Source organism: Stenotrophomonas sp. 1337 (assembly GCF_031455455.1).
GTDB lineage: Bacteria > Pseudomonadota > Gammaproteobacteria > Xanthomonadales > Xanthomonadaceae > Stenotrophomonas > Stenotrophomonas indicatrix.
Window position 1 is genome coordinate 59,810 of record NZ_JAVDSR010000005.1, and the last position, 20,513, is coordinate 80,322.

General features: G+C 67.1%; 20 protein-coding genes. 15 read left to right on the top strand and 5 right to left on the bottom strand.

The window, feature by feature from the left end; all coding sequences use genetic code 11:
- Positions 1-263: 263 nt before the first annotated feature.
- On the top strand, positions 264-698 hold the full coding sequence (locus J2X70_RS09115; RefSeq protein ID WP_025878496.1) for a glyoxalase/bleomycin resistance/dioxygenase family protein: 435 nt from the start codon (positions 264-266) through the stop codon (positions 696-698).
- Positions 699-972: 274 nt separating this feature from the next.
- Positions 973-1,677 carry an AraC family transcriptional regulator gene (locus J2X70_RS09120; protein ID WP_105164260.1) on the top strand — a complete coding sequence of 235 codons (705 nt, stop codon included), beginning with the start codon at positions 973-975 and terminating at the stop codon, positions 1,675-1,677.
- A gap of 8 nt (positions 1,678-1,685) precedes the next feature.
- Here J2X70_RS09120 and J2X70_RS09125 read toward each other — a convergent pair whose 3' ends face one another.
- The gene (locus J2X70_RS09125) at positions 1,686-2,564 is read right to left on the bottom strand and encodes a sterol desaturase family protein (RefSeq protein ID WP_309910019.1); all 879 of its coding nucleotides are present in this window, start codon (positions 2,562-2,564) and stop codon (positions 1,686-1,688) included.
- A 178-nt stretch (positions 2,565-2,742) separates the two neighbouring features.
- On the opposite strand from J2X70_RS09125, the gene J2X70_RS09130 reads away from it, so the two are divergent.
- The 7 genes from J2X70_RS09130 (at position 2,743) to J2X70_RS09160 (ending at position 11,457) form a co-directional block, all read left to right on the top strand.
- Positions 2,743-3,648: a LysR family transcriptional regulator gene (locus tag J2X70_RS09130; protein WP_033832181.1), complete on the top strand. Its 906-nt coding sequence runs from the start codon at positions 2,743-2,745 to the stop codon at positions 3,646-3,648.
- Between the two features lie 92 nt (positions 3,649-3,740).
- Entirely contained in the window at positions 3,741-4,391 is a 651-nt protein-coding gene (locus J2X70_RS09135) for a DsbA family protein (protein ID WP_025879219.1), read from the top strand.
- Between the two features lie 33 nt (positions 4,392-4,424).
- The gene (locus tag J2X70_RS09140; protein WP_309910022.1) at positions 4,425-5,432 is read left to right on the top strand and encodes a cyclase family protein; all 1,008 of its coding nucleotides are present in this window, start codon (positions 4,425-4,427) and stop codon (positions 5,430-5,432) included.
- Positions 5,433-5,718: 286 nt separating this feature from the next.
- Entirely contained in the window at positions 5,719-6,333 is a 615-nt protein-coding gene (imuA, locus tag J2X70_RS09145) for a translesion DNA synthesis-associated protein ImuA (RefSeq protein WP_032975251.1), read from the top strand.
- 9 nt (positions 6,334-6,342) lie between these two features.
- Positions 6,343-7,752: a DNA polymerase Y family protein gene (locus J2X70_RS09150; RefSeq protein WP_033831382.1), complete on the top strand. Its 1,410-nt coding sequence runs from the start codon at positions 6,343-6,345 to the stop codon at positions 7,750-7,752.
- Between the two features lie 5 nt (positions 7,753-7,757).
- Complete coding sequence (locus J2X70_RS09155; protein WP_309910026.1) at positions 7,758-10,868, top strand: error-prone DNA polymerase; 3,111 nt, start codon at positions 7,758-7,760, stop codon at positions 10,866-10,868.
- Positions 10,869-10,950: 82 nt separating this feature from the next.
- A complete protein-coding gene (locus J2X70_RS09160; protein WP_025879224.1) occupies positions 10,951-11,457 on the top strand; it encodes a hypothetical protein in 507 nt (168 codons plus the stop codon).
- 10 nt (positions 11,458-11,467) lie between these two features.
- Here J2X70_RS09160 and ptsJ read toward each other — a convergent pair whose 3' ends face one another.
- Positions 11,468-12,751: a transcriptional regulator PtsJ gene (gene ptsJ, locus J2X70_RS09165; RefSeq protein ID WP_309910028.1), complete on the bottom strand. Its 1,284-nt coding sequence runs from the start codon at positions 12,749-12,751 to the stop codon at positions 11,468-11,470.
- Positions 12,752-12,826: 75 nt separating this feature from the next.
- Here ptsJ and J2X70_RS09170 point away from each other — a divergent pair, with 75 nt between their 5' ends.
- The 6 genes from J2X70_RS09170 to J2X70_RS09195 all read left to right on the top strand — a co-directional run bounded on the left by J2X70_RS09170 (position 12,827) and on the right by J2X70_RS09195 (position 16,735).
- Positions 12,827-13,600 (top strand): YggS family pyridoxal phosphate-dependent enzyme, encoded by a 774-nt coding sequence (locus tag J2X70_RS09170; protein ID WP_099842812.1) that lies wholly within the window; start codon positions 12,827-12,829, stop codon positions 13,598-13,600.
- On the top strand, positions 13,597-14,310 hold the full coding sequence (locus tag J2X70_RS09175; protein ID WP_309910031.1) for a glutamine amidotransferase: 714 nt from the start codon (positions 13,597-13,599) through the stop codon (positions 14,308-14,310). Before J2X70_RS09170 ends, J2X70_RS09175 begins: the two co-directional genes overlap by 4 nt.
- Positions 14,295-14,519 (top strand): hypothetical protein, encoded by a 225-nt coding sequence (locus tag J2X70_RS09180; RefSeq protein ID WP_025879228.1) that lies wholly within the window; start codon positions 14,295-14,297, stop codon positions 14,517-14,519. The genes J2X70_RS09175 and J2X70_RS09180 overlap by 16 nt, the downstream gene beginning before the upstream one ends.
- Positions 14,520-14,604: 85 nt before the next feature.
- Positions 14,605-15,159 (top strand): hypothetical protein, encoded by a 555-nt coding sequence (locus tag J2X70_RS09185; RefSeq protein WP_309910033.1) that lies wholly within the window; start codon positions 14,605-14,607, stop codon positions 15,157-15,159.
- A 50-nt stretch (positions 15,160-15,209) separates the two neighbouring features.
- On the top strand, positions 15,210-15,695 hold the full coding sequence (locus J2X70_RS09190; protein WP_309910035.1) for a hypothetical protein: 486 nt from the start codon (positions 15,210-15,212) through the stop codon (positions 15,693-15,695).
- A 326-nt stretch (positions 15,696-16,021) separates the two neighbouring features.
- On the top strand, positions 16,022-16,735 hold the full coding sequence (locus J2X70_RS09195; RefSeq protein ID WP_309910036.1) for a TonB family protein: 714 nt from the start codon (positions 16,022-16,024) through the stop codon (positions 16,733-16,735).
- Here the strand turns inward: J2X70_RS09195 and J2X70_RS09200 are convergent.
- The 3 genes from J2X70_RS09200 to J2X70_RS09210 all read right to left on the bottom strand — a co-directional run bounded on the left by J2X70_RS09200 (position 16,732) and on the right by J2X70_RS09210 (position 20,494).
- Positions 16,732-17,166 (bottom strand): RidA family protein, encoded by a 435-nt coding sequence (locus tag J2X70_RS09200; RefSeq protein ID WP_025879232.1) that lies wholly within the window; start codon positions 17,164-17,166, stop codon positions 16,732-16,734. The two genes, J2X70_RS09195 and J2X70_RS09200, sit on opposite strands and share 4 nt — an antisense overlap.
- Before the next feature lie 108 nt (positions 17,167-17,274).
- The gene (locus tag J2X70_RS09205; RefSeq protein WP_025879233.1) at positions 17,275-18,177 is read right to left on the bottom strand and encodes a cation diffusion facilitator family transporter; all 903 of its coding nucleotides are present in this window, start codon (positions 18,175-18,177) and stop codon (positions 17,275-17,277) included.
- Positions 18,178-18,205: 28 nt separating this feature from the next.
- Complete coding sequence (locus J2X70_RS09210; protein ID WP_025879234.1) at positions 18,206-20,494, bottom strand: Orn/Lys/Arg decarboxylase N-terminal domain-containing protein; 2,289 nt, start codon at positions 20,492-20,494, stop codon at positions 18,206-18,208.
- Positions 20,495-20,513 lie beyond the last annotated feature (19 nt).

Genomic DNA, 20,513 nt, shown 5'->3' on the forward strand with positions numbered 1-20,513 from the left:
GCATGCGTTGCCGGGCAACGCCTTGCAGGCCAGAGGACGGGCCGGTCTGCGCGCGGGACCCTCCTCCCGTGCGTGACAACCTGCCTGTCCGGGCCGCGCAGGGCGACCCATCATGTGAAGAGTGTGCGAGGGCGTTCATCGCTGTCAACAGGACCTAAGTCACAGGCGCGATGTGCGGACTGGTTATCAGCCCATCACCGGCGGTCATCAACGGGCTGCACGGCGCTGCCGATAATGGTTCTCCCCGGCGACGAATCGAGCCCATGACCGTACATCGCGACTTCGACCATCTCTGGCGCGACCGCTGTGACACCTCCAGCCAGCGCAGCCCGCGCGTGCTGATCCGGGTGTTCGTCGCCCCCGGCGAACTGGAACGCAGCGTGGCCTTCTACGAGCAGCTGCAGGGCGTGGTCGCCGATGCCGGCTTTCCGTTTCCCGATGCGGGCCTGCGGCTGGCGATGGTCGGTGCGTTCCTGCTGATCGAAGGCTGCGACGAGGCGCTGGCGCCGTTCACGTCGACCACGGGCACGTTGCTGGTCGACGACGTTCGGCCTTATCACGACAAGTTGGTGGCCGCCGGCGCCGAGATCATCTTTCCGCTGCAGGTGGTACCGACCGGTGCGGCGTTCAATGCGGTGCATCCCGATGGCACCGTGGTCGAGTACGTGCACCACCGGCCGGACCCGCAGGGGCGGTGAGGTGGCGGCCGGGCTGCGCCCGGCACCCGCAGAGGCAACGGCAACTGCAACAGCAATAGCCGAAGCAAAAGCTGGGCTCCTGTTGGTAGGCGGGGCAGGTCCGGTTGCGGGGGACGGCGCAAGTACGTCCATGTAGCCTCGGTCGCCGCATCCATGCGGCTCATGCCCCCGCAACCGGCCCCACCCCGCCTTCGACAGATTCCCGGCGCGCAGTAGATCCACGCCATGCGTGGATGTTTTTCCCATGAACCTTTGCGGCATACGTCATCCACGCATGGCGTGGATCTACAATTCCTCCATGTCCTCCTCCGCTCTACCCTGGAATGGCACCCTGCTGCTGGATGCACACGTGGCCGTGCTGCAGGGCCACGCCGGTGACAGCGCCGCGCACGCGCACTACGCGCATCAGCTGCTGCTGAGCGACGGCGACCCTTGGCAGGTCGAGATCGATGGCGTGCAGCAGCAGGGCCAACGGCTGTGGCTGCGCTCCTTCCAATCGCACGCGATCCTGTCGGCGCCCGCTGACGGCTGCACGGTGTTCCTCGAACCGGCACATGCCGACCTCGAACAGATCCAGCAGCATCTGCAGTCGTTGCCCGGCAATGCCGCGCAGCTGCACGAGTGGCTGCCGCGACTGAGCCGCCCACAGCCCCTGGACCGCCGTGTGCAGGCGGCGCTGGCCCGCATCACCCAGCACCTGCCCGGCCCGGTGCCGGCCGCCGATATCGCCGAGGCCGCGCATCTGTCGACCAGCCAGCTGCATCGGCGCTTCCAGTCCGAGCTGGCAGTGACCCTGCGCGGTTGGGTGCTGTGGCAACGGCTGCGCAGTGCGCTGGCGCATCATCTGCGCGGGCACAGCCTGACCGACAGCGCGCATGCCGCCGGTTTCGCCGATCTTCCCCACCTCTCGCGCAGCCTGCGCCGCATGTTCGGCATCGGTGCCGCGCAACTGCAGGGCCTGCAGCTGCACGCGGCCTGACGCATCGATCACCCGCGCCTGCGCAGTCCTTCCGGAAGTTCCGGCACCTCGCCATGGGGCAGCGCGCGGAAGGGGGCCAGCAGTTGTGCGGAATACGCCTGCGGATAGTCCGGCTGGCTGCCGATGCCCAGATCACGCTGCCGCAACCGATAGCCCGGAGCATCAAACGCGGTCCCCAGCAGGTGGTCCCACACGGTGAAGAACAAACCGAAATTGACATCACCTGCAGTGCCATAGCGGATGTGGTGGAAGCGGTGCAGCGGTGCCCATGCCATCACCCGGCCCAACACACCCGGGCGCATGTCCACGTTGGAATGCTGCAGCAGCAGCTGGATCGCGATGGCGAACGCCAGCACTGCGGCCACCGGCATCGGCATGCCCAACAGCAGCAGCGGCAGTACGCCGCCCACCGCTTCGGCGGCCTGGTGCAGTGGGTGTTTCATCAAACCATTGAAGCCATACATGCGGATCACGCTGTGATGCACCGCATGCAACCGCCACAACCAGCCGATGCGATGGCTGGCGTAGTGCACCAGGGTGATGCCAAGGTCAGCGGCGATGATCGCCACCAGCACCTGCAGCGCGAATGGCCACTGCGTCGGCCAGACGTGCCAGGGCACGATTGCCGCCAGCATCGGCACCGTGGCGATCGACAGCAGGTTCAGGCTTTCATTGACCAGCGCATGCAGGACGTCGCGCAGGCGGTCATCCTGGTCGTGGTTGAACGCCGGATCGTAAGGCCACAGCCGCTCGGCAGCGAACGACACCGCGATGGCGACAGCCAGCAAGGCAAGCAGCCACAGCGGGTCACCGTGGGAGTGGCCGACCCAGGTGATGGCGGCGGCAACAAAACCCAGCAGGAACAACGGGGCATACAGGCGGAGCATCCAGTGCTTCATGGCTGGCTCTGAACAGTGAGGGGCCTGCATGCTGGCCCGGCATGCGGGCTGCAGGCTTGAACAAACAGCGCAACCCCGCGTCCGCTCACGTTGAATGCCCACCTTGGTGGGCGATCCACGTCTGGCGTGGATCTACAATGTCGACCTCATCGCGGCCTGGACCGGCATGGATTCCTTCACCTTGATGCGCGCCTTCCGCCGCATCGTCGAACGCGGCAGCCTCGCCCGTGCTGCCGAAGACCTGGGCCTGTCGCCAGCCGGGCTGAGCAAGCAGCTGCGCACGCTGGAAACGCATCTGGGCGTAGTGCTGCTGCAGCGGACCACCCGCCGCATGAGCCTGACCGAAACCGGCCATGCCTATTACCGCGAATGCTGCCGCCTGCTCGATGAACTGGACGCGCTGGAGCGCGGCATCGCCGAACAGCGCGGTGAAGTGAGCGGGCGCCTGCGGGTCAATGCACCGCAGTCATTCGCGCTGAGCACGCTGTCGCCATTGCTGCCACGCTTCCTGCAGCAGCATCCGCAGCTTGCACTGGACCTGGTGATGGAAGACCGTCTGCTCGATGCGGTTGGCGAAGGGTTCGATGTATCCCTGCGCATCCGCGCCGAACTGGAAGATTCGCGGCTGGTCGCACGCCGCCTGGCTTCGCTGCAACAGGTGCTGTGCGCGGCACCGTCCTATCTGCAGCACCATCCGGCACCGCAGGTGGTGGAAGAACTGCAGGCGCACAGCGTGCTTGGCTACAGCCTGTCCGATTCACCCGGCAGCTGGCCGCTGCTCGGCCCCGATGGCCAGGTCACGGTGACCCTGCCGACACGGGTCACCGCCAACAACAGTCTGCTGCTGCGTGACCTGCTGGTCGCCGGCCTCGGTATCGGTGCGCTGCCCTCGTTCCTGGCCGCACCGTCACTGGCCAGCGGCGAACTGCAGCAGGTGCTGCCCGACCATCGCTATCCGCCGCGGTTCGTCTACGCGGTCTACCCCACCGCGCGCCACCTGCAACCGAAGGTACGCGCCTTCATCGATTTCCTGCACGCCGAACTGCCCGCCTGCGCCGGGTTGGATTCGTAACCGCCAGCGAAAACTGAGCTGCCCGCCGCGTGCTGTTTCGGCCCGGCGCCACTGCCTACTCTGCCGCCTCCCCTCTCACGGACGGCAGGCCGATGATCGCCTCTCCTTCGCTGACCACCACTGCACCGGTGGTCGATTTCTTTCATGACGTGGTCTGCGGCTGGTGCTTCGTGCTGGCCCCGCGCCTGCAGCAGGTCTCGGTCGAACTCGGCATCCAGGTCCGCCACCGCAGCTTCGTGCTGCAGGACTCGCGCGAACAGATGATCGAGGTATTCGGCTCGATGCCGCGCGCCAAGGCCATCATCCTGCGCCACTGGGCCGACTGCGCCGCGCATGACGACAGCGCGCGCATCGATATCGACGGCATGCGGGCACAGGACTTCGAATACCCTTCCGGTTGGCTGGGTGCACTGGCCTGCCAGGCCGCCGGCATGCTCGGCGGCAACGCCGCACACGGCGCGATGTTCGATGCCGTGCAGTGGGCGCACCTGCACCAGCACCGAAACGTCGGTGACGTCGAGGTGCTGCTGGACATCGCCGAACAGCTGGGGCATCGGCGTGGCGTCTTCGCCGACCGGATGCGCAGCGATGAGGTGCGCCAGCGCGTGCAGGCCGACCGCGCTGAAGCTGCCGCACTCGGCATCCGCTCCATCCCCACCGTCATCACCGGCAACGGCCTGCGCCTGCAGACCCTGCCGCTGCCGCAACTGCGCCAGGCCCTGGCGCCGCTGGTCGCGGCCTGAGCCGCACCGTTTCCCACCTTCAAGGAGATTCCCATGACCCCACGTACCCTGGGCACCGCCCTGGCCCTGCTGTTGGCCGGCGCCGCGGCCTCCACCACCGTGTCCGCGCACGAACGCGTTCCCTCCGGCCAGCAGGTCGGCACCAGCCCCTGGGGGCCGAAGGACGAGATCGGCCGCCTCAACCTGATCACCGAGGCCTCACGCGCAGCGATCCTGTCGCGGGTCAGCGGCGGCAAAGCCTACGATCTGGCCACCGAGTACTACGTCGGCATGCCCAGCTGGCAGGATGCCGGCGACCCGCACTACCAGTTCTGGATGACCCACACCCCGCGCGGCACGGTGATGGACGACCCGATGGGCGTAGGCGAGACGATGAACCTCACCCGCAGCTACACCGGCACCGCGTTCTCGATGTACAGCCACACCGGCACCCACATCGATGCGCTGAACCACTTCGGCATCCATGGAAAGATCTGGAATGGCTTCGAGGCCGACAAGCACCTCGGCGACCGCGGCTGGAACGTCACCGGCATCGAGAAATTCCCGCCGCTGATCGCCCGTGGCGTACTGATCGACGTGGCCGGCGCCAAGGGCATGGACATGCTGCCGGACAGCTACCGCGTCACCCGCCAGGACCTGAAGGATGCGCTGGCACGCCAGCACGTGCAGCTGCAGCAGGGCGACATCGTACTGATCCGCACCGGTCGCATGCGCCTGTTCGAACAGCCCAAGGCCTACATGGCCAACCCGCCGGGCATGGGCCTGGATGCGGCGCGTTTCCTGGTGGAGGACAGCGGCGCGATGATCGTCGGCGCCGACAACCTCAGCTTCGAGACCTTCCCTTCCGAAGTGTCCGACGACTACGTGCCCCTGCACACCTACCTGCTGGCGCAGCAGGGCGCGCCGATCATCGAGCTGGTGGCGCTGGATGAACTGGCGCACGACAAGGTCTACGAGTTCGCCTTCATCGGTGGCCCGCTGAAGATCCGCGGCGGCGACGCCGCGCCACTGCGCCCGGTGGCCCTGCCGGTCCGCCCGTGACCCGATAGCCGGGCCAGGGTGGGCGGTGCCGACCTTGGCCGGCACCGCTTTTCCCGCATCCAGGCCCCCGTTCCCCAGTAGATCCACGCCCTGCGTGGATGCTTTACCTCCTTCAGCAAGCTGAAACCCCGCCCTCCGATTTCATTAGTAATATTACTCACAAGCCGAGTAGCATGTCCGGTCTCAGCCCCTGATATCGGCCTGTCGATACTCGCTCCATGCCTGCCGTTTCCGCCCACTTCTGCCGCTTCCCGCCAGCCCGGCGCCTCCCCCGGAGGACCGGCTGATGGGCGCCGTCGTCGCCCTCGACCGCCTGCTGGACGGCCGCCAGGTCTGGCGCGGGCCGGCACGCCAGGGGCAAGCCAGCGACCATCTGGCCAGTGGCCACCCGGCGCTGGACGCGCGCCTGCCCGGCGGTGGCTGGCCAGCCAGCGGGCTGTGCGAAGTACTGCAGGCCGCACCCGGGGTCGGTGAACTGGCCCTGGTCTGGCCAGCGCTGGCAAAGCTGAGCCAGCAACCACGGCCGATCGTGCTGGTCGCCCCACCCCATCGCCCGCACGCCCCGGCATGGGCCGCCGCCGGGCTCGACCTGGCCCAGCTGCAGATCATCCACGCCGCACCAAAGCAGGCGCTGTGGGCGGCCGAGCAGTGCCTGCGCTCTGCCGCCTGCGCCGCCGTGCTGTGCTGGCCGCAGCAGGCCGACGATCGTGCCCTGCGCCGCTTGCAGGTTGCCGCCGACAGCGGCCAATGCCTGGGTTTCGTGTTCCGCGAGGCCCGCGCCGCCCGCAACCCCTCCCCGGCCAGCCTGCGCCTGCAGCTCGACCATGGCCAGGTGCGGGTGCTGAAGTGCCGCGGCGGGCTGCCACCAGCGCAGCCGTTGCCGCTGGCCATCGCCCACTGAGGCCGCGCCATGCACTGGGCCTGCCTGTTGTTGCCGCAGCTGGCGCTGGACAGCGTGCTGCGCCTGCAGCCCGATCCACAGCGGCCACTGGTACTGCTGCAGGGGCCGGCGCAGCGTCGTGTGCTGCGTGCGGTCAGCCCTGCCGCGCGGGCAGCGGGGCTGCGCCCGGGCATGCTGCTGTCGGCCGCGCAGGTGCTGGTGCAGGACCTGCAGCTGCATGACTACGATCCCAGCGCCGAACAGCACACCCGGCAGTTGCTGGCCAGCTGGCTGTATGCCACCAGCTCGCTGGTCAGCCTCGATTTTCCGCATGCGCTGGTGCTGGAAATCGGTGCCAGCCGTGCCCTGTTCGGCGATTGGCTGACAATCGAACAACGCCTGCGCAACGGCCTGCACGACCTGGGCTTCCGCCATCGCCTGGTCGCTGCCCCCAACCCGCATGCCGCGCGCGTGCTGGCCAATGTGCACGATGGCCTTGGCATCGATGCGCAGCAGCTGCCCGCCGCACTGGCACAGCTGCCACTGGCGCGTAGTGGCCTGCCCGTTGATGCAGTGACCGTGCTGGCACGCTCCGGCCTGCGCACGCTGGGGGCGGCCTTCGACCTGCCGCGCGAAAGCCTGGCCCGCCGCTTCGCCCCCGAGGTACTGCAGCAGCTGGATGCCGTGCGCGGTTTGGGCAACGCGCCGCTGCGCTATTACCAGCCGCCGGACCGGTTCGATGCGCGCATCGAATTCGAATACGAGATCGAATCCAGCCAGGCCCTGCTGTTCCCGCTGCGGCGCCTGCTGCTGGATCTGGCCGCATTCCTGTGTTCGCGCGATGGTGGCGTGCAGCGTTTCGACCTGCATTTCGAGCATGACCTGCTGCCGGCCAGCGTGCTGACCATCGGCCTGCTGGCCCCCGAACGCGATGCGGCGCTGCTGTTCGAGATCGCACGCAACCGCATGGAAGCCTTCGCCCTGCCCGCCGGCAGCCGTGCGCTGCGCCTGCAGGCCGAACAGCTGCCGCCGTTCGTGCCGGCCGCACGTGACCTGTTCGATACCCGCCCGGCGCAGGCGATGCCATGGACCCAGCTGCGCGAGCGCCTGCGTGCCCGCCTCGGCGATGACGCCGTGCAGCCACTGGCCGTGCAGGCCGACCACCGCCCCGAACGCGCCAGTGGCACCCAGCCACCGGCCAAGCCACCCGCTTGGTGGCCGCTGCGCCCCGGCTGGCTGCTGGAGACGCCACAGCCGCTGCGCGATCCGCGCCTGCGTATCGTCGCCGGGCCGGAACGGATTGAATCGGGCTGGTGGGACCAGGCCGATGCACGCCGCGACTATTACGTGGTGGAAACCGCGCAGGGCCAGCGGGGCTGGGCCTTCCGCACGCGCAATGATCCGCATGCGCCGTGGATGCTGCACGGCTGGTTCGGTTGAGCCCCATGCACACCGATCTGCCCGGATACGCCGAACTGCACTGCCTGTCGGCCTTCAGCTTCCAGCGTGGCGCATCCACCGCCGAGGAACTGTTCGCACGCGCCGCCGGCCAGGGTTACCGCGCGTTGGCCATCACCGACGAATGCTCGTTGGCTGGCATCGTGCGCGCATGGCAGGCGGCGAAGACGCACGGCGTGGCGCTGATCGTCGGTGCCGAATTCCAGGTTGAAAACGGGCCCAAGCTGGCCCTGCTGTGCACCAACCAGGTCGCTTACGCCGGACTGTGCCAGCTGATCACCACCTGTCGCCGGCGGGCAGCCAAGGGCGGATACCGCTGCCTGCGCGAGGATCTGCAGGGACTGCCCGAGGGCCTGCTGTGCCTGTGGCTGGACCGGCAACCGGCGGCCACCGAACTGGAACTGCTGCGCCGTTGTTTTCCGCAGCGCCTGTGGCTGGCCGTGGAGCTGCACCACGAACACGACGACACGCGCCGGCTGCAGCAGCTGCAGGCCTTCGGCGAGCGCCACCGGTTGCCGCTGGTCGCCAGTGGCGACGTGCACATGCACGTGCGCCGGCGTCGTGCCTTGCAGGACACGCTGACCGCGATCCGCCACCGCTGCAGCGTGGCCGAGGCTGGCTGGCGCCTGTTTGCCAACGGCGAGCGCCATCTGCGCCCGCGCACTGCACTGGCCCAGCTGTATCCGCCCGACCTGCTGGCAGAAACCCTGCGCATCGCCGAACGCTGCCACTTCTCCCTGGACCAGCTGAAATACACCTACCCGCGCGAACTGGTGCCCGAAGGCCACGACCCGGACAGCTGGCTGCGCGTGCTGGTCGAGAAGAATATTCCCTGGCGCTGGCCGGAGGGCATCAAGGAAGCCCAGCGCAAACAGATCGAACACGAGCTGGACCTGATCGCAAAGAAGAACTACGCCTCCTATTTTCTCACCGTACAGGACATCGTGCGCTTCGCCCGCGAGCAGAACATTCTTTGCCAGGGCCGTGGCTCGGCCGCCAATTCAACGGTGTGTTTCGTGCTGGGTGTAACCGAGATCGACCCGGCGCGCAGCAACCTGCTGTTCGAACGCTTCATCTCGGCCGAGCGTGATGAACCACCGGACATCGACATCGACTTCGAACACGAGCGCCGCGAGGAAGTGCTGCAGTACGTGTTCAACCGCTATGGCCGCGAGCGTGCCGCGTTGACGGCGGTGGCGATCAGCTACCGTGGCCGCAGCGCGATCCGCGATGTCGCCCGCGCGCTGGGCCTGCCGATGGACCAGGTCAACGAGCTGGGCGCGGCGATGGACCATTGGGGCGGCAACATTCCGTTGCCGGAAACCCTGCGCGAGCGCGGTTTCGATCCGGAAACACCGTTGATGCGCCGGCTGCTGGCATTGACCGCCGAGCTGATCGATTTTCCGCGCCATCTGTCGCAGCATCCGGGCGGCTTCGTGATTTCCGAGCATCCGCTGTCGACGCTGGTGCCGGTGGAGAACGCGGCGATGGCCGACCGCACCGTCATCCAGTGGGACAAGGATGACCTGGACGCCACCGGCCTGATGAAGGTCGACTGCCTTGCCCTGGGCATGCTCACCGCCATCCGCAAATGCCTGGCGATGCTGCAGCAGCACGGCCTGCACGAAGGACGCATGGATGCAATCGAGGACGATGACAAGCCGACCTACGACATGATCTGCGCCGCCGACACCATCGGCGTGTTCCAGATCGAGTCGCGCGCGCAGATGGCGATGCTGCCACGCATGCAGCCGCGTAATTTCTATGACCTGGTGATCGAGGTGGCGATCGTGCGCCCTGGCCCGATCCAGGGCGACATGGTCCATCCCTACCTGGAACGTCGGCGGATCCTGCGCGAACAAGGCCCGGATGCGTTGAACGATCCGGACAACCCACTCTATCCCCCCCAGCTCGACCGCGTATTCGCGCGCACACTGGGCGTGCCACTGTTCCAGGAACAGGTCATGCAGTTGGCGGTGGACGCGGCTGGCTACACCGCAGGCGAAGCCGATGCACTGCGCCGTTCGATGGCCGCCTGGAAGCGTCGTGGCGGCCTGGAACCGCACCGCGAAAAGCTGCTGACGGGCATGTTGAAAAACGGCTTCAGTCTGGAATATGGCGAGCACCTGTTCGAGCAGATCAAGGGCTTCGGCGACTACGGTTTTCCGGAAAGCCACGCGGCCAGCTTCGCCCTGCTCACCTATGCCAGCTGCTGGCTGAAGTGCCACCACCCGGCTGCATTCACCGCCAGCCTGATCAACAGCCAGCCACTGGGCTTCTACAGCCCCGACCAGCTGCTGCAGGATGCGCACCGGCATGGCATCACGGTACTGCCGGTGGACGTGCGCCACAGCGACTGGGATTGCACACTGGACTTCAGCAAGGGCGCGGCGGCAATCCGGCTCGGCCTGCGCCTGGTCGATGGCTGCAGCGAACCGGCCGCGCAGATCATCATGCGTGAACGCGCACGGCGCCCCTTCGACGATGTCGGCGATCTCTGCCAGCGCACCGCACTGGATCGCCGCCAGCAGGGCCTGCTCGCCGATGCCGGCGCCCTGCGCGGCCTCAGCGGCCATCGCCACCGCGCACGCTGGGATATCTCCGGCGTGGAGAACCGCCTGCCGTTGTTCGACCAGGCCCGCGCCACCGCCGAAGCGCGCGTGGCCCTGCCCCTGCCCAGCGCCTGGGAAGACATGCAGGCCGATTACCGCAGCACCGGCACCACCCTCGGCCGCCATCCGATGTCGTTCCTGCGTGCGCAGCTGCGAACCCGTGGCTGCCTGGATGCCGCGCAGCTGGCCAACCATGGTCATGGCCGGCGCGTACGCATCGCCGGCCTGGTACGCATGCGCCAGCGCCCGCAGACCGCCAGCGGTGTCACCTTCCTTACCCTGGAAGATGAAACCGGCATGGTCAACGCCGTAGTCTGGCGACATCTGGCCGACCGCCAGCACCACATCCTGGTAGATACGCAGCTGATGCAGATCGACGGCCGGCTGGAACGCGTGGATGGCGTGCAGCATGTGATCGTGCAGCGCATGCACTGCCTGGACGAACTGCTGCAGGGACTGCGCAGCCACAGCCGCGACTTCCATTGACGATACACACCGTCACACACCGAACTGGCCACGGCCGACCGGATTCCGCTATCGTCGGCCACGTCCAAGGAAGGAATACACAATGGCTCGTGCCCTGACCCTGACCACCCTGGTGGTCGCCATGCTCGCGTTGCTCGTTTCCGGCTGGACAGCCTGGAACCTGCATCGCAGCCAGTCACCGCACCGCGTGATCGAAGCGCGCGGCCTGATCATCCACGATGCCAGCGGCCAGCCGCGGGTGATCCTTGGCGCCCCGGTTCCCGACCCCCTCAGCCGGGGCCGCCCGCAGGGGCCACGTGCCACCGCCCTGTCCGGCCTGATCCTGCTCGGCCCCGATGGCTCCGAGCGCGGCGGCTACGGCACCAGCGACCGGGGTGGCGAAGCCCTGCTGACCCTTGACGATGCCACCGGCACCACCGAAGTCTTCAAGGTGGTGGCCAACCCGGACCGCGGTGCCAGCCTGATGGTCAAGCACCAGAACAACACCGGCGCCATGCTGAGTTCCTGGCAGGGCAAGCCGGAGCTGGTGTTCCTCGACGACAGCGGCCAGTCCTACTACGTGCGCCCCGGCGCCAGCGCCGCGCCCTGAGCGCGCACGCTCAGCGCATCACCGCCGCCAGGTCATCGGCCAACCGACGTTGCTGCGGTGGGCCGAGTGCCGAACAGGTGATGCGCAACCCATGCGCCGGTGCAGACACCGCAAAGACTTCACCCCCACGCACATGCCAGCCACGCGCCGCCAGCGCCAGCACCTGCGGCGTGCTGTCGGCCGGCAGTGGCAGCCACAGATTCAAGCCTTCCATCGGCATCGGTGTCGGCAGCCCGCGCGCCTGCAGCATGGCCTGCAGACCCTGCAGCCGCTGCTGGTAGCGCTCACCGGCGGCAGCCACCTTCGCCCGTTGCTGCGCCGACTCCAATACCGAACTGGCTGCATCCTGCAGCAGGTGGCTGACCCAGCCGGTGCCCGCCGCCAGGCGCAGGCGCAGGCGCACCGCGGTCTGCCCATCGCAGGCCAACCAGGCCACGCGCAGGTCCGGGCCCAATGCCTTGGACAACGAACGCAGCAGCGCCCAACGCCGACCGTCCATCGGCAGCACCGAGTGATAGCTCTGCTGCGAGAGCAGCGCGTAGTGATCGTCGATCAGCACCGCCACCTGCGGATAGCCGGCCAGCAACCGGCGTAGCGCACGCGCACGCTTCGCATCCAGGCTGGCACCTGTGGGATTGTGCGCGCGTGGGGTCAGCAGCACCGCGCGTGCACCCGCATCCAACGCCTGCCGCAGTGATTCCACCTGCATGCCGCGCGTATCCACCGCCACCGGCAACGGCACGTGTCCGGCCGCACCGAGGACATTGAGGCTGCCCAGGAAACAGGGATCCTCCACCGCGATGCGGTCCCCCGGCAGCAGCCACGCCGACAGCAGGCGCTCGATGCCATCGACCGCGCCGTGGCTCAGTTCCAGCGCATAGCCCGGCGGGCAATCGGCATCCAGCGAGGCCCGTGCCAGGCGTTGCATGCGTGGATCAACCGTCTCCACCCCATACAGGCGCGAGGACGTCGCAGCCACCCGCAGGCTGGGCAGGCAGCGCGGATCCGGATTGCCGCCGGCCAGATCGTGCAGGGCCAATCCCGGTGCACTGCCCTCGCGTGCCATCGTCGCCGGCAGGCCGCGCACCACAGTGCCGCGACGTCCCGCCGTACTGGCCAGGCCCGCCGCGTCCAGCCGCTTGTAGGCAGCGGCTACGGTATTGCGGTTGACCCCCAGTCGATCGGCCAGATCCCGCACCGGCGGCAGCACGCTGCCGGCCGCCAGATGGCCGCTACCGATGCCCTCGCGGATGCTGTCGAAGATCGCTTCGGCGCTGTTCCCGGTGATTTTCATTTTGTCCTATGCCAAACTATCTCTTGTCCTGTGCCAGTGTATCCCACCCTGGCCACCCCGCACCGGAGGTGCCCCATGTCCCTCGCCGCCGCCGACTGGCCCGTCGCCCAGTCCGTCGAACAGATCGCCGCCAATCTCGCCACCGTGCACCAGCGCATCGCCAGCGCCTGTGCCCGCGCCGGTCGTGATCCGGCCAGCGTGCGCCTGCTACCGGTCAGCAAGACCGTCGATGAAGCACGCATCCGCATGGCCGTAGCCGCCGGTTGCCACCAGCTGGGCGAAAACAAGGTGCAGGAGGCGCAGCGCAAGGCCGAGGCCATGGCTGACCTTGGCGTGCACTGGTCGGTCATTGGCCACCTGCAGACCAACAAGGCCCGGTACGTCGCACGCTTCGCCAGCGAGTTCCAGGCACTGGACAGCCTGCGCGTGGCCGAGGCGCTGCAGCAGCGGCTGCTGCTGGAGGACCGTACGCTGGATGTGTTCGTACAGGTCAACACCTCGGCCGAGCCCAGCAAATACGGCCTGGAACCAGCAGCGGTGGCCGACTTCGTGCAGCAGCTGCCCGCCTTCGACCGCCTGCGCGTGCGTGGCCTGATGACCCTCGCCATCTTCACTCCCGAGGTGGAACGCGTACGCGCCTGCTTCGTGCGCCTGCGCGAGCTGCGCGACCAGCTTCAGCAGGCGGCGCCGGCAGGCCTGGACCTGTCGCAGCTGTCGATGGGCATGTCCGGTGATTTTGAAGTCGCCATCGAGGAAGGTGCCACCGTCGTCCGCGTTGGCCAGGCGATCTTCGGTGCACGCTCCACGCCCGACAGCTTCTACTGGCCCACCCCGGGAGCACCGGCATGAAGCGCGCCGTTGCCCTGCAGCACGTGGCCTTTGAGGATCTTGGCACCCTGCATCCGCTGCTGCTCGCGCAGGGATGGCAGGTACATGCACTGCAAGCCGGCGTGGATGCACTCGATGCTGCCGAAGATGCCGATCTGCTGGTGGTGCTGGGTGGCCCGATCAGCGTCAACGATGGATCGGCCTACCCGTTCCTCGCCGACAGCATCGCGTTGCTGCAGCGTCGCCTGCAGCAACAGCGGCCGACGCTGGGCATCTGCCTGGGCGCCCAGTTGATGGCGCGCGCACTGCATGCGGTCGTTGCCCCCACCGGCGGCAAGGAAATTGGTTTCGCACCGCTGCTGCTCACCGATGAAGGCCAGCGCTCGCCTTTGCAGGCATTACAGGGCATCCCGGTGCTGCACTGGCATGGTGAAGCCTTCGAACTGCCGGAGGGCGCACGCCGCCTCGCCAGTACGCCCGCCTGTCGCCACCAGGCCTTCGCCATCGGCCACCATGCACTCGCCCTGCAATGCCATCCCGAACTGGATGCGCGCCAGTTCGAGCGCTGGCTGATCGGCCACGCGCTGGAACTGGCCGCGGCCGGCATCGATCCCATCGACCTGCGCGCGCAGGCCCGCCGCTACGGCGGGCCTCTCGCCGCCGCGGCGACCGCGATGTTCCAACAGTGGCTGTACGACCTGCCGGAGACCCGCCCATGCACTACCGCCTGACCATCCAGCACAACGGCATCCACTGGGGCCATTTCGACTGTGACGGTCCCAACGCGCTGCAACGCATCGATGCCATCGCCGCACGCCTGCCCGCCGCCGAAGGCTTCAGCCTGCAACGGCAGAAGGGCATCGGTGAGGAGCGCATCCTCTCCAGCACTGCCGATGGCCTGCGCGTGCTGGCCGCGCAGATCCAATACCGCGATCTCTGATCGCCAAGTGATGCGGCATTGACTCAACGCATGCTGCGCAACGTCCTGTAGAGTCGTTCCCGCTCGATGCCGCAGGAACGCGCCCATGCCAGACCACCTCCCGCCAACCTCCAGACTGTCCCTGTCACGAGGCACCATCGACGGCCTGCGCATTGCCCCGCGCTGGCCCGCGTCACAGGTCATCCTCGAGGCCGAGGTCCTGCAGTGCCTGCTTGATGCGCAGGCACTGCTGCCATCTACGCTGCGCCTGCTGGTCACCCGCGGCTTCGAATGCAGCCAGGGAAAGCTGGGAGGCTTCCGGCGTCTGGTACGGCGGCTCGGCATCGCCGTGTTCCGCTGCTGCTATCGGCATCGCCACGATGAGATCGACGCCATTTTCGGCGCCAACGGCCATGATCTGGACGGTCGCCATGTGGATGTCTCGCTGGTCCTGAACGGCCGGCGCGTACGCCTGCTTCCGCTGGGCGTGTTCACTCCATTGCGCTGGCAGCAGCAGCGCGTCAGCCGTCATGCAGACGCCGTTGCAGCGGCCAAGCATGCACTGCAGCGGTGCGGCTTCGATCTGCACCCCAACGCCACCGAGAGCCTGCAGATCCACTGCGACCATCGCGGCACGACACTGGCGGAACCGTCGCGTTGATCGACGTTCCAAGCGCACTGCAGGCAACCTGCACCGAGCTCCAGCGACGCTTGGGACGGATCGACAACCTGTCGGGCAATGGTGAACACCGCCTCGTCCTCGAGGGAGAACTGCTGCGCTTCCCCTATCGCATCTATGCGGACGCTACGAACCTGTTCCGGCTCGCATCCCATCTGCAGGACGATGCGCGCGCCCTCTGCCTCTGCCTGCTTTCGCGCCATTGTGACGGACATGTACGGCAACGTGCGATCGAGACGCTGGGTCCCTCGCCGAAGCCCTGGGTGCATGCCTTCCAGCTGGCCTTGCTGGGTGAGTACGTGGACGAGATCGCATCGGCCGTGGCGATCCCGGCGCGACAGACCGGCCTGCAGCGCTATGCCGCGCTTATTGGCGAGAACCGCGCATTCTTCGACCTCTGCCGACAGCGCGCTGCCAGCTACTGGGATGCCTACTACCGCACCCGCTACCCCTGCCTGCGTATGTTCCCCGCGCACCGCCTGCTGCTGCAGATGGAACGCGCCGCGCGCTCGCCATAGCCCGCTCTACGCGTGCCAGCGCACGCCCGCGTGGCACTACCGCAGGACGGGTGCACACAAACACAGATGCAAATGATTCTTCTTTACTGTAACGTGACACCGCTGCCCTTGCCGCCGCGGGCTGTTCCCTTCCCCAGCCCTCGCCCGCCCCGTGCCCATGCCTGTCGAATCGACGGATGTCGCGCAGCTGTGCGCAGCCCGCTACCGGCCGCTGCACGCCCACGTCCGTCGCAAACTCATCCAACACAGCTTTGCCTCAGGTGCTGATACGGTCACTGGCCCTCTGCTCGCTGCCGACGTCGCCGACCCGTCCGGGGTAGTCAGCGATGAGTGAGCGTCGGCAGCACTGGCAAGCGGTGACGATCAGCATCGGGCTGCACCTGCTGCCGTTGCTGCTGTTCGTCCACTGGGTGTCCACCCCGCCGCTGCAGCCGCCGCCGGAACAGGACGTGCGCATCAGCCTGCGCCTGCTGGCGCCAGCCACGCCGCCGCAGCCGGTGGAAGAACTGCAGTCCGAACGCTTCAGCCAGGCCCAGCAATCGCGGGCAGCCGAAGCGCGGAAAACATCCCCACCACCGCGGGCCACGGCGGCACCCGAGGGCAACCTCGCCGCCAGCGAGAAGAATGGCGACGGCCACCAGCCCTTGCCCGTGGCCCCGCCTGCGGCCGCGACCGATGCCCGTTCCGCACCGGCATCGATCACGGCCGCACCGCCCGCTCCGGACGCACCACCGGCGGACTTCCAGGCCGGCGCCGCCAGCGACCAGTGGGAAGCCCGCCTGATGGCGCGGCTGGAGCGTTACCGCTATTACCCCGCCGTAGCGAGGTCGCGGCGCCAGCAGGGCACCGCATGGGTCAGGGCCAGCATCGACCGCGACGGCCACCTGCGGGCATTGCGCCTGGAACAGTCCAGTGGACAGCCGATGCTGGATGAAAGCGCGCTGCAGACATTCCGCCGCGCGCAGCCTCTGCCCCGGATTCCAGAAGAACTGCCAGCTCCGCAGGAACTGGTGGTGCCGGTGGAGTACTACCTGCGCTAAGCGCTGTAGGCCTCTGCCTCGATCTCGAACAGCATTCCGTCCAACGCCAGCCGCGGCACCGGAATCAACGTGCAGGTCGGCGCTGCGCGATTGGCCCAACGTCGCCGCACCTGGCGGGCGATGATGCCCAGGCGATCCTCGTCGTGGTCGACCACCAGGATCCGCAGTCGTGCAACATCGGCCAGATCCGCATGCGCCGACCGCAGCGCGGTCTGCAGATTGTCCAGTGCCTGCGACACCTGCTCCTCGAAGCTCGGCGACAGGCTTCCCTGGTCGTCCTCGCCTCCCTGTCCGGCGATATGGATCACACGCGCTGGCAGTCGCACCACCGCCACATGCGAATATCCGTTGGCACTGGGATCGTGCAGGCCGGGCGGATCGAACAGATCCAGCAGGCCATGGCTGAAGTCCGGGGTGGTCAGCAGGTTCATACCGCATGCCTTGTGGGGAATGCGATGCAGTCTGCGACCTCAACTGCTGTTGAGGTCAAACCAATTGCATGCAACAGAGCGGTCCAACGCACGCAACGATCGGCAGGATCAGGTCCACGCCGGATCCGCGGTGAAATCGATCGTCAGCCAGAACGTGCTGCTTCGCGCGTCCAACCGCACTGCAATCTCATCGCGCATCGCATCCACCTCACCCACCGTGCCCAGCGGCGTAGACGGCGACGTCAGGATGTGGATCTCGATGAAGCGCATCCGCCCCATCTTCGCCACATGGCTGGTGAAGCCGGCATAGCCATGCTCGGCCACGAATGCCTGCATCACCTGCTGCACGCGCTCGTCCAGGTCATCGGGCGCCACCTGCAGCACTTCACGCATGGCCTTCCACGCACTGCGCGCCGGCACCGGCAACACCGCCAGGCTGATCAACGCCAGTACGATCGAATCCAGATAGGGCACCCAGTGGTGCCACTGGCCACCATGCAGCACCAGCGCCAATACGAAGGCCAGCACCACCGCCAGGCTCATCAAGCCCCCCAGCAACCAGCCGCGCACATCCAGCCACAGCAATGCCGACTGCAGCCTGCGGGCCCGCTGGGCCACGAACGCGGCCATGCCCAGGTTGCTGGCACTCAGCAGCGCCGCCCACCACAGCGCCGGTCCGAACTTCACTTCGTGCCCGCCGGTGGTCAAGCCGATCACCGCGTTGGCCAGCGCATACACGCAGGCCAGCGACAGGATCACCCCGCCCAGCGCCTCGACCATCGGCTCCAGGTGCCAATAGCCGTACTGGAAGCGCGGGCTGTGCTCCCGCGCCACCAACCGCAGCACCGACAACGACACCAAGGTCAGGGCTACGTCGACCAGGCTGTAGATGCCGTCGAACAGGATGGCCTGCGATCCCACCAGCAGGCCACCGATGAAGCCGACCGCGCTGACCGCCACGGTGACCCCGATCGAGAACTTCAGGATGCGTTGCTCGCGCGCGGTATCCATCGTCCACCGAAGGGCCGACCGTACCGGCTCAGGCCTTCAGCACCTCCACCTTGTAGGACGGCACGTCGCCATCGCGCTCGATGATAAGGCCATGGACGTCCGACTCGAAGCCCGGGAAGCGCGCGTTCTGCTCGCGGGCGATGCGCAGCGACTGGATGATCGGTTCGTCGCGGTCGCCGAAGCGCTCGCCCGGCATGATCGTCGGGATGCCCGGCGGATACGGCACCAGCATCGTCGCAGCGATGCGGCCGCTGATCTGCTCGATGTCGACCCGCTCGATTTCGCCCTTCACCAGGTGGTTGTAGGCATCGGCCGGGGTCATCACCGGCGTCGGCAGGTCCACGTACATCTCGCGCATCACCTTGGCCACGGCGAACTCCTGGTTGAACGCATGCAATGCGTCGCACAGGTCACGCAGGCCCCAGCCGGCATAGGCATGGGGATAGTCGGCGGCCAGCGACGGCAGCGCCTGGGTCAGCGGCGCGTTGCGGTCGTACAGCTCCTTGAACGCCATCAGCTCGGTAACCAGCGTGCTCCACTTGCCCTTGGTGATGCCCATCGAGAACAGGAACAGCACCGAATACAGGTTGGTCTTCTCCACGGTGATGCCGCGGCCCCACAGGAACTTGCTCAGCACCGCAGCCGGGATGCCCAGCTTGCCCATGCTGCCGTCCATCGACAGCCCCGGCGTCAACAGGGTCACCTTGATCGGATCGATCAGCACATAGTCATCGACCAGGTTCTCGAACCCGTGCCAGTGCGCATCGGGCTGCAGGTACCACTCCTCGCGCTTGGCGACCAGCGGCGCCGGTGTATCGCCCTTGTCCAAGCTGCGCTCGACCTTTGTCGGTTGCCACACGCTGAACCACCAGTCATCGCGGCCCAGATCGTCGCGTACATGCAGCATCGCCCTGCGGAAGGCGATCGCCTCGTCATGCATTTCCTGCACCAGCGAACGCCCCGCATCCCCTTCCATCATCTTCGAGGCAACATCACACGCCGCGATCACGCCGTAATGCGGGCTGGTCGAGGTATGCATCATGAATGATTCGTTGAAGCGTTCGGCGTCCAGGTCGCGGCTGGCCGAATTGCGCACGTGGATCATCGAGGCCTGCGAGAACGCGGCCAACAGCTTGTGCGTGGAATGAGTAGTGAAGATGATCGCATCCTGCTCGCGCGGCTTGCCCTTGGCCATGCCGTAGTGGTTCTCGTAGAACGGATGGAACGCGGCATAGGCGTACCAGGCCTCATCGAAATGCAGGAAGTCGACCGCGCTGCCGATCTCCTCGGCGATTTTCTCGGCGTTGTAGCACAGGCCGTCGTAGGTCGAGTTGGTCACCACCGCGATACGCGGCTTGGAACCGGCCTGGTAAGCCTGGCTGGCCAGCGGATTGGCCGCGATGCTCTGCTGCAGGGCTTCCGGGGTGAACTGGTCCAGGCTGATCGGGCCGATGATGCCGTGCGCATTGCGGCTGGGCGTGAAGTACACCGGCACCGCGCCGGTCATGATCAGCGAATGCAGCAGCGACTTGTGGCAGTTGCGGTCGACGAACACCACGTCGCCGCGAGCCACGGTGCCATGCCACACGATCTTGTTGGCCGTCGACGTACCGTTGGTGACGAAGAAGGTGTGGTCGGCGCCGAAGTTGCGCGCGGCCTCGTCCTCGGCCTCCTTGATCGGGCCGGTGTGATCCAGCAGCGAGCCCAGCTCCGGCACCGAAATCGACAGATCGCTGCGCAGCGTGTTCTCACCATAGAACTGGTGGAAGGCGCGCCCGACCGGTGACTTGGTGAACGCCACGCCGCCGGCATGGCCCGGCGTATGCCAGGAATAGTTCGACTCGGCCGCGTGGTGGATCAGCGCCTTGAAGAACGGCGGCAGCAGGTTCTGCATGTAGTCTTCGGCCGCACGCATCACCTGACGCGAGATGAAGCTCTTGGTGTCTTCGAACAGGAAGATGAAGCCGTGGATGTACTTGAGCAGCTTGCTCGGCACCTTCTCGATGGTACGGCGCTCGCCATACAGGAACACCGGCAGGTTGGCCCGGCGCGCACTCTGCTCGCGCAGGAAGGCGGTCAGGCGCTGGAACTCGCCATCGACCTCCTCGCTGCCGTCGATCGAGATCAGCACCGCCGAAGCGGCCACATAGGTACGGGCGCCGGCACGGGCATCGTCCAGGTTCAGGCCGCACAGCACGCGCTGGTCATTGCTGCGCAGCTCTTCCACCAGCGCACGGATGAGGATGCCGCCGATGCGCGGCGAGTCGTAGTCACCGTCAATGACGATGACCGGATAATCCAGGGACTTGAAATACACGTTGATTCTCCTTGTCTAA

Bases quoted from the DNA above. Each gene is read 5' to 3' on its own strand.
- J2X70_RS09115 (WP_025878496.1), top strand. From the start codon at position 264: ATGACCGTACATCGCGACTTCGACCATCTCTGGCGCGACCGCTGTGAC.
- J2X70_RS09120 (WP_105164260.1), top strand. From the start codon at position 973: ATGGCGTGGATCTACAATTCCTCCATGTCCTCCTCCGCTCTACCCTGG.
- J2X70_RS09125 (WP_309910019.1), bottom strand. From the start codon at position 2,564: ATGCTCCGCCTGTATGCCCCGTTGTTCCTGCTGGGTTTTGTTGCCGCC.
- J2X70_RS09130 (WP_033832181.1), top strand. From the start codon at position 2,743: ATGGATTCCTTCACCTTGATGCGCGCCTTCCGCCGCATCGTCGAACGC.
- J2X70_RS09135 (WP_025879219.1), top strand. From the start codon at position 3,741: ATGATCGCCTCTCCTTCGCTGACCACCACTGCACCGGTGGTCGATTTC.
- J2X70_RS09140 (WP_309910022.1), top strand. From the start codon at position 4,425: ATGACCCCACGTACCCTGGGCACCGCCCTGGCCCTGCTGTTGGCCGGC.
- imuA (WP_032975251.1), top strand. From the start codon at position 5,719: ATGGGCGCCGTCGTCGCCCTCGACCGCCTGCTGGACGGCCGCCAGGTC.
- J2X70_RS09150 (WP_033831382.1), top strand. From the start codon at position 6,343: ATGCACTGGGCCTGCCTGTTGTTGCCGCAGCTGGCGCTGGACAGCGTG.
- J2X70_RS09155 (WP_309910026.1), top strand. From the start codon at position 7,758: ATGCACACCGATCTGCCCGGATACGCCGAACTGCACTGCCTGTCGGCC.
- J2X70_RS09160 (WP_025879224.1), top strand. From the start codon at position 10,951: ATGGCTCGTGCCCTGACCCTGACCACCCTGGTGGTCGCCATGCTCGCG.
- ptsJ (WP_309910028.1), bottom strand. From the start codon at position 12,751: ATGAAAATCACCGGGAACAGCGCCGAAGCGATCTTCGACAGCATCCGC.
- J2X70_RS09170 (WP_099842812.1), top strand. From the start codon at position 12,827: ATGTCCCTCGCCGCCGCCGACTGGCCCGTCGCCCAGTCCGTCGAACAG.
- J2X70_RS09175 (WP_309910031.1), top strand. From the start codon at position 13,597: ATGAAGCGCGCCGTTGCCCTGCAGCACGTGGCCTTTGAGGATCTTGGC.
- J2X70_RS09180 (WP_025879228.1), top strand. From the start codon at position 14,295: ATGCACTACCGCCTGACCATCCAGCACAACGGCATCCACTGGGGCCAT.
- J2X70_RS09185 (WP_309910033.1), top strand. From the start codon at position 14,605: ATGCCAGACCACCTCCCGCCAACCTCCAGACTGTCCCTGTCACGAGGC.
- J2X70_RS09195 (WP_309910036.1), top strand. From the start codon at position 16,022: ATGAGTGAGCGTCGGCAGCACTGGCAAGCGGTGACGATCAGCATCGGG.
- J2X70_RS09200 (WP_025879232.1), bottom strand. From the start codon at position 17,166: ATGAACCTGCTGACCACCCCGGACTTCAGCCATGGCCTGCTGGATCTG.
- J2X70_RS09205 (WP_025879233.1), bottom strand. From the start codon at position 18,177: ATGGATACCGCGCGCGAGCAACGCATCCTGAAGTTCTCGATCGGGGTC.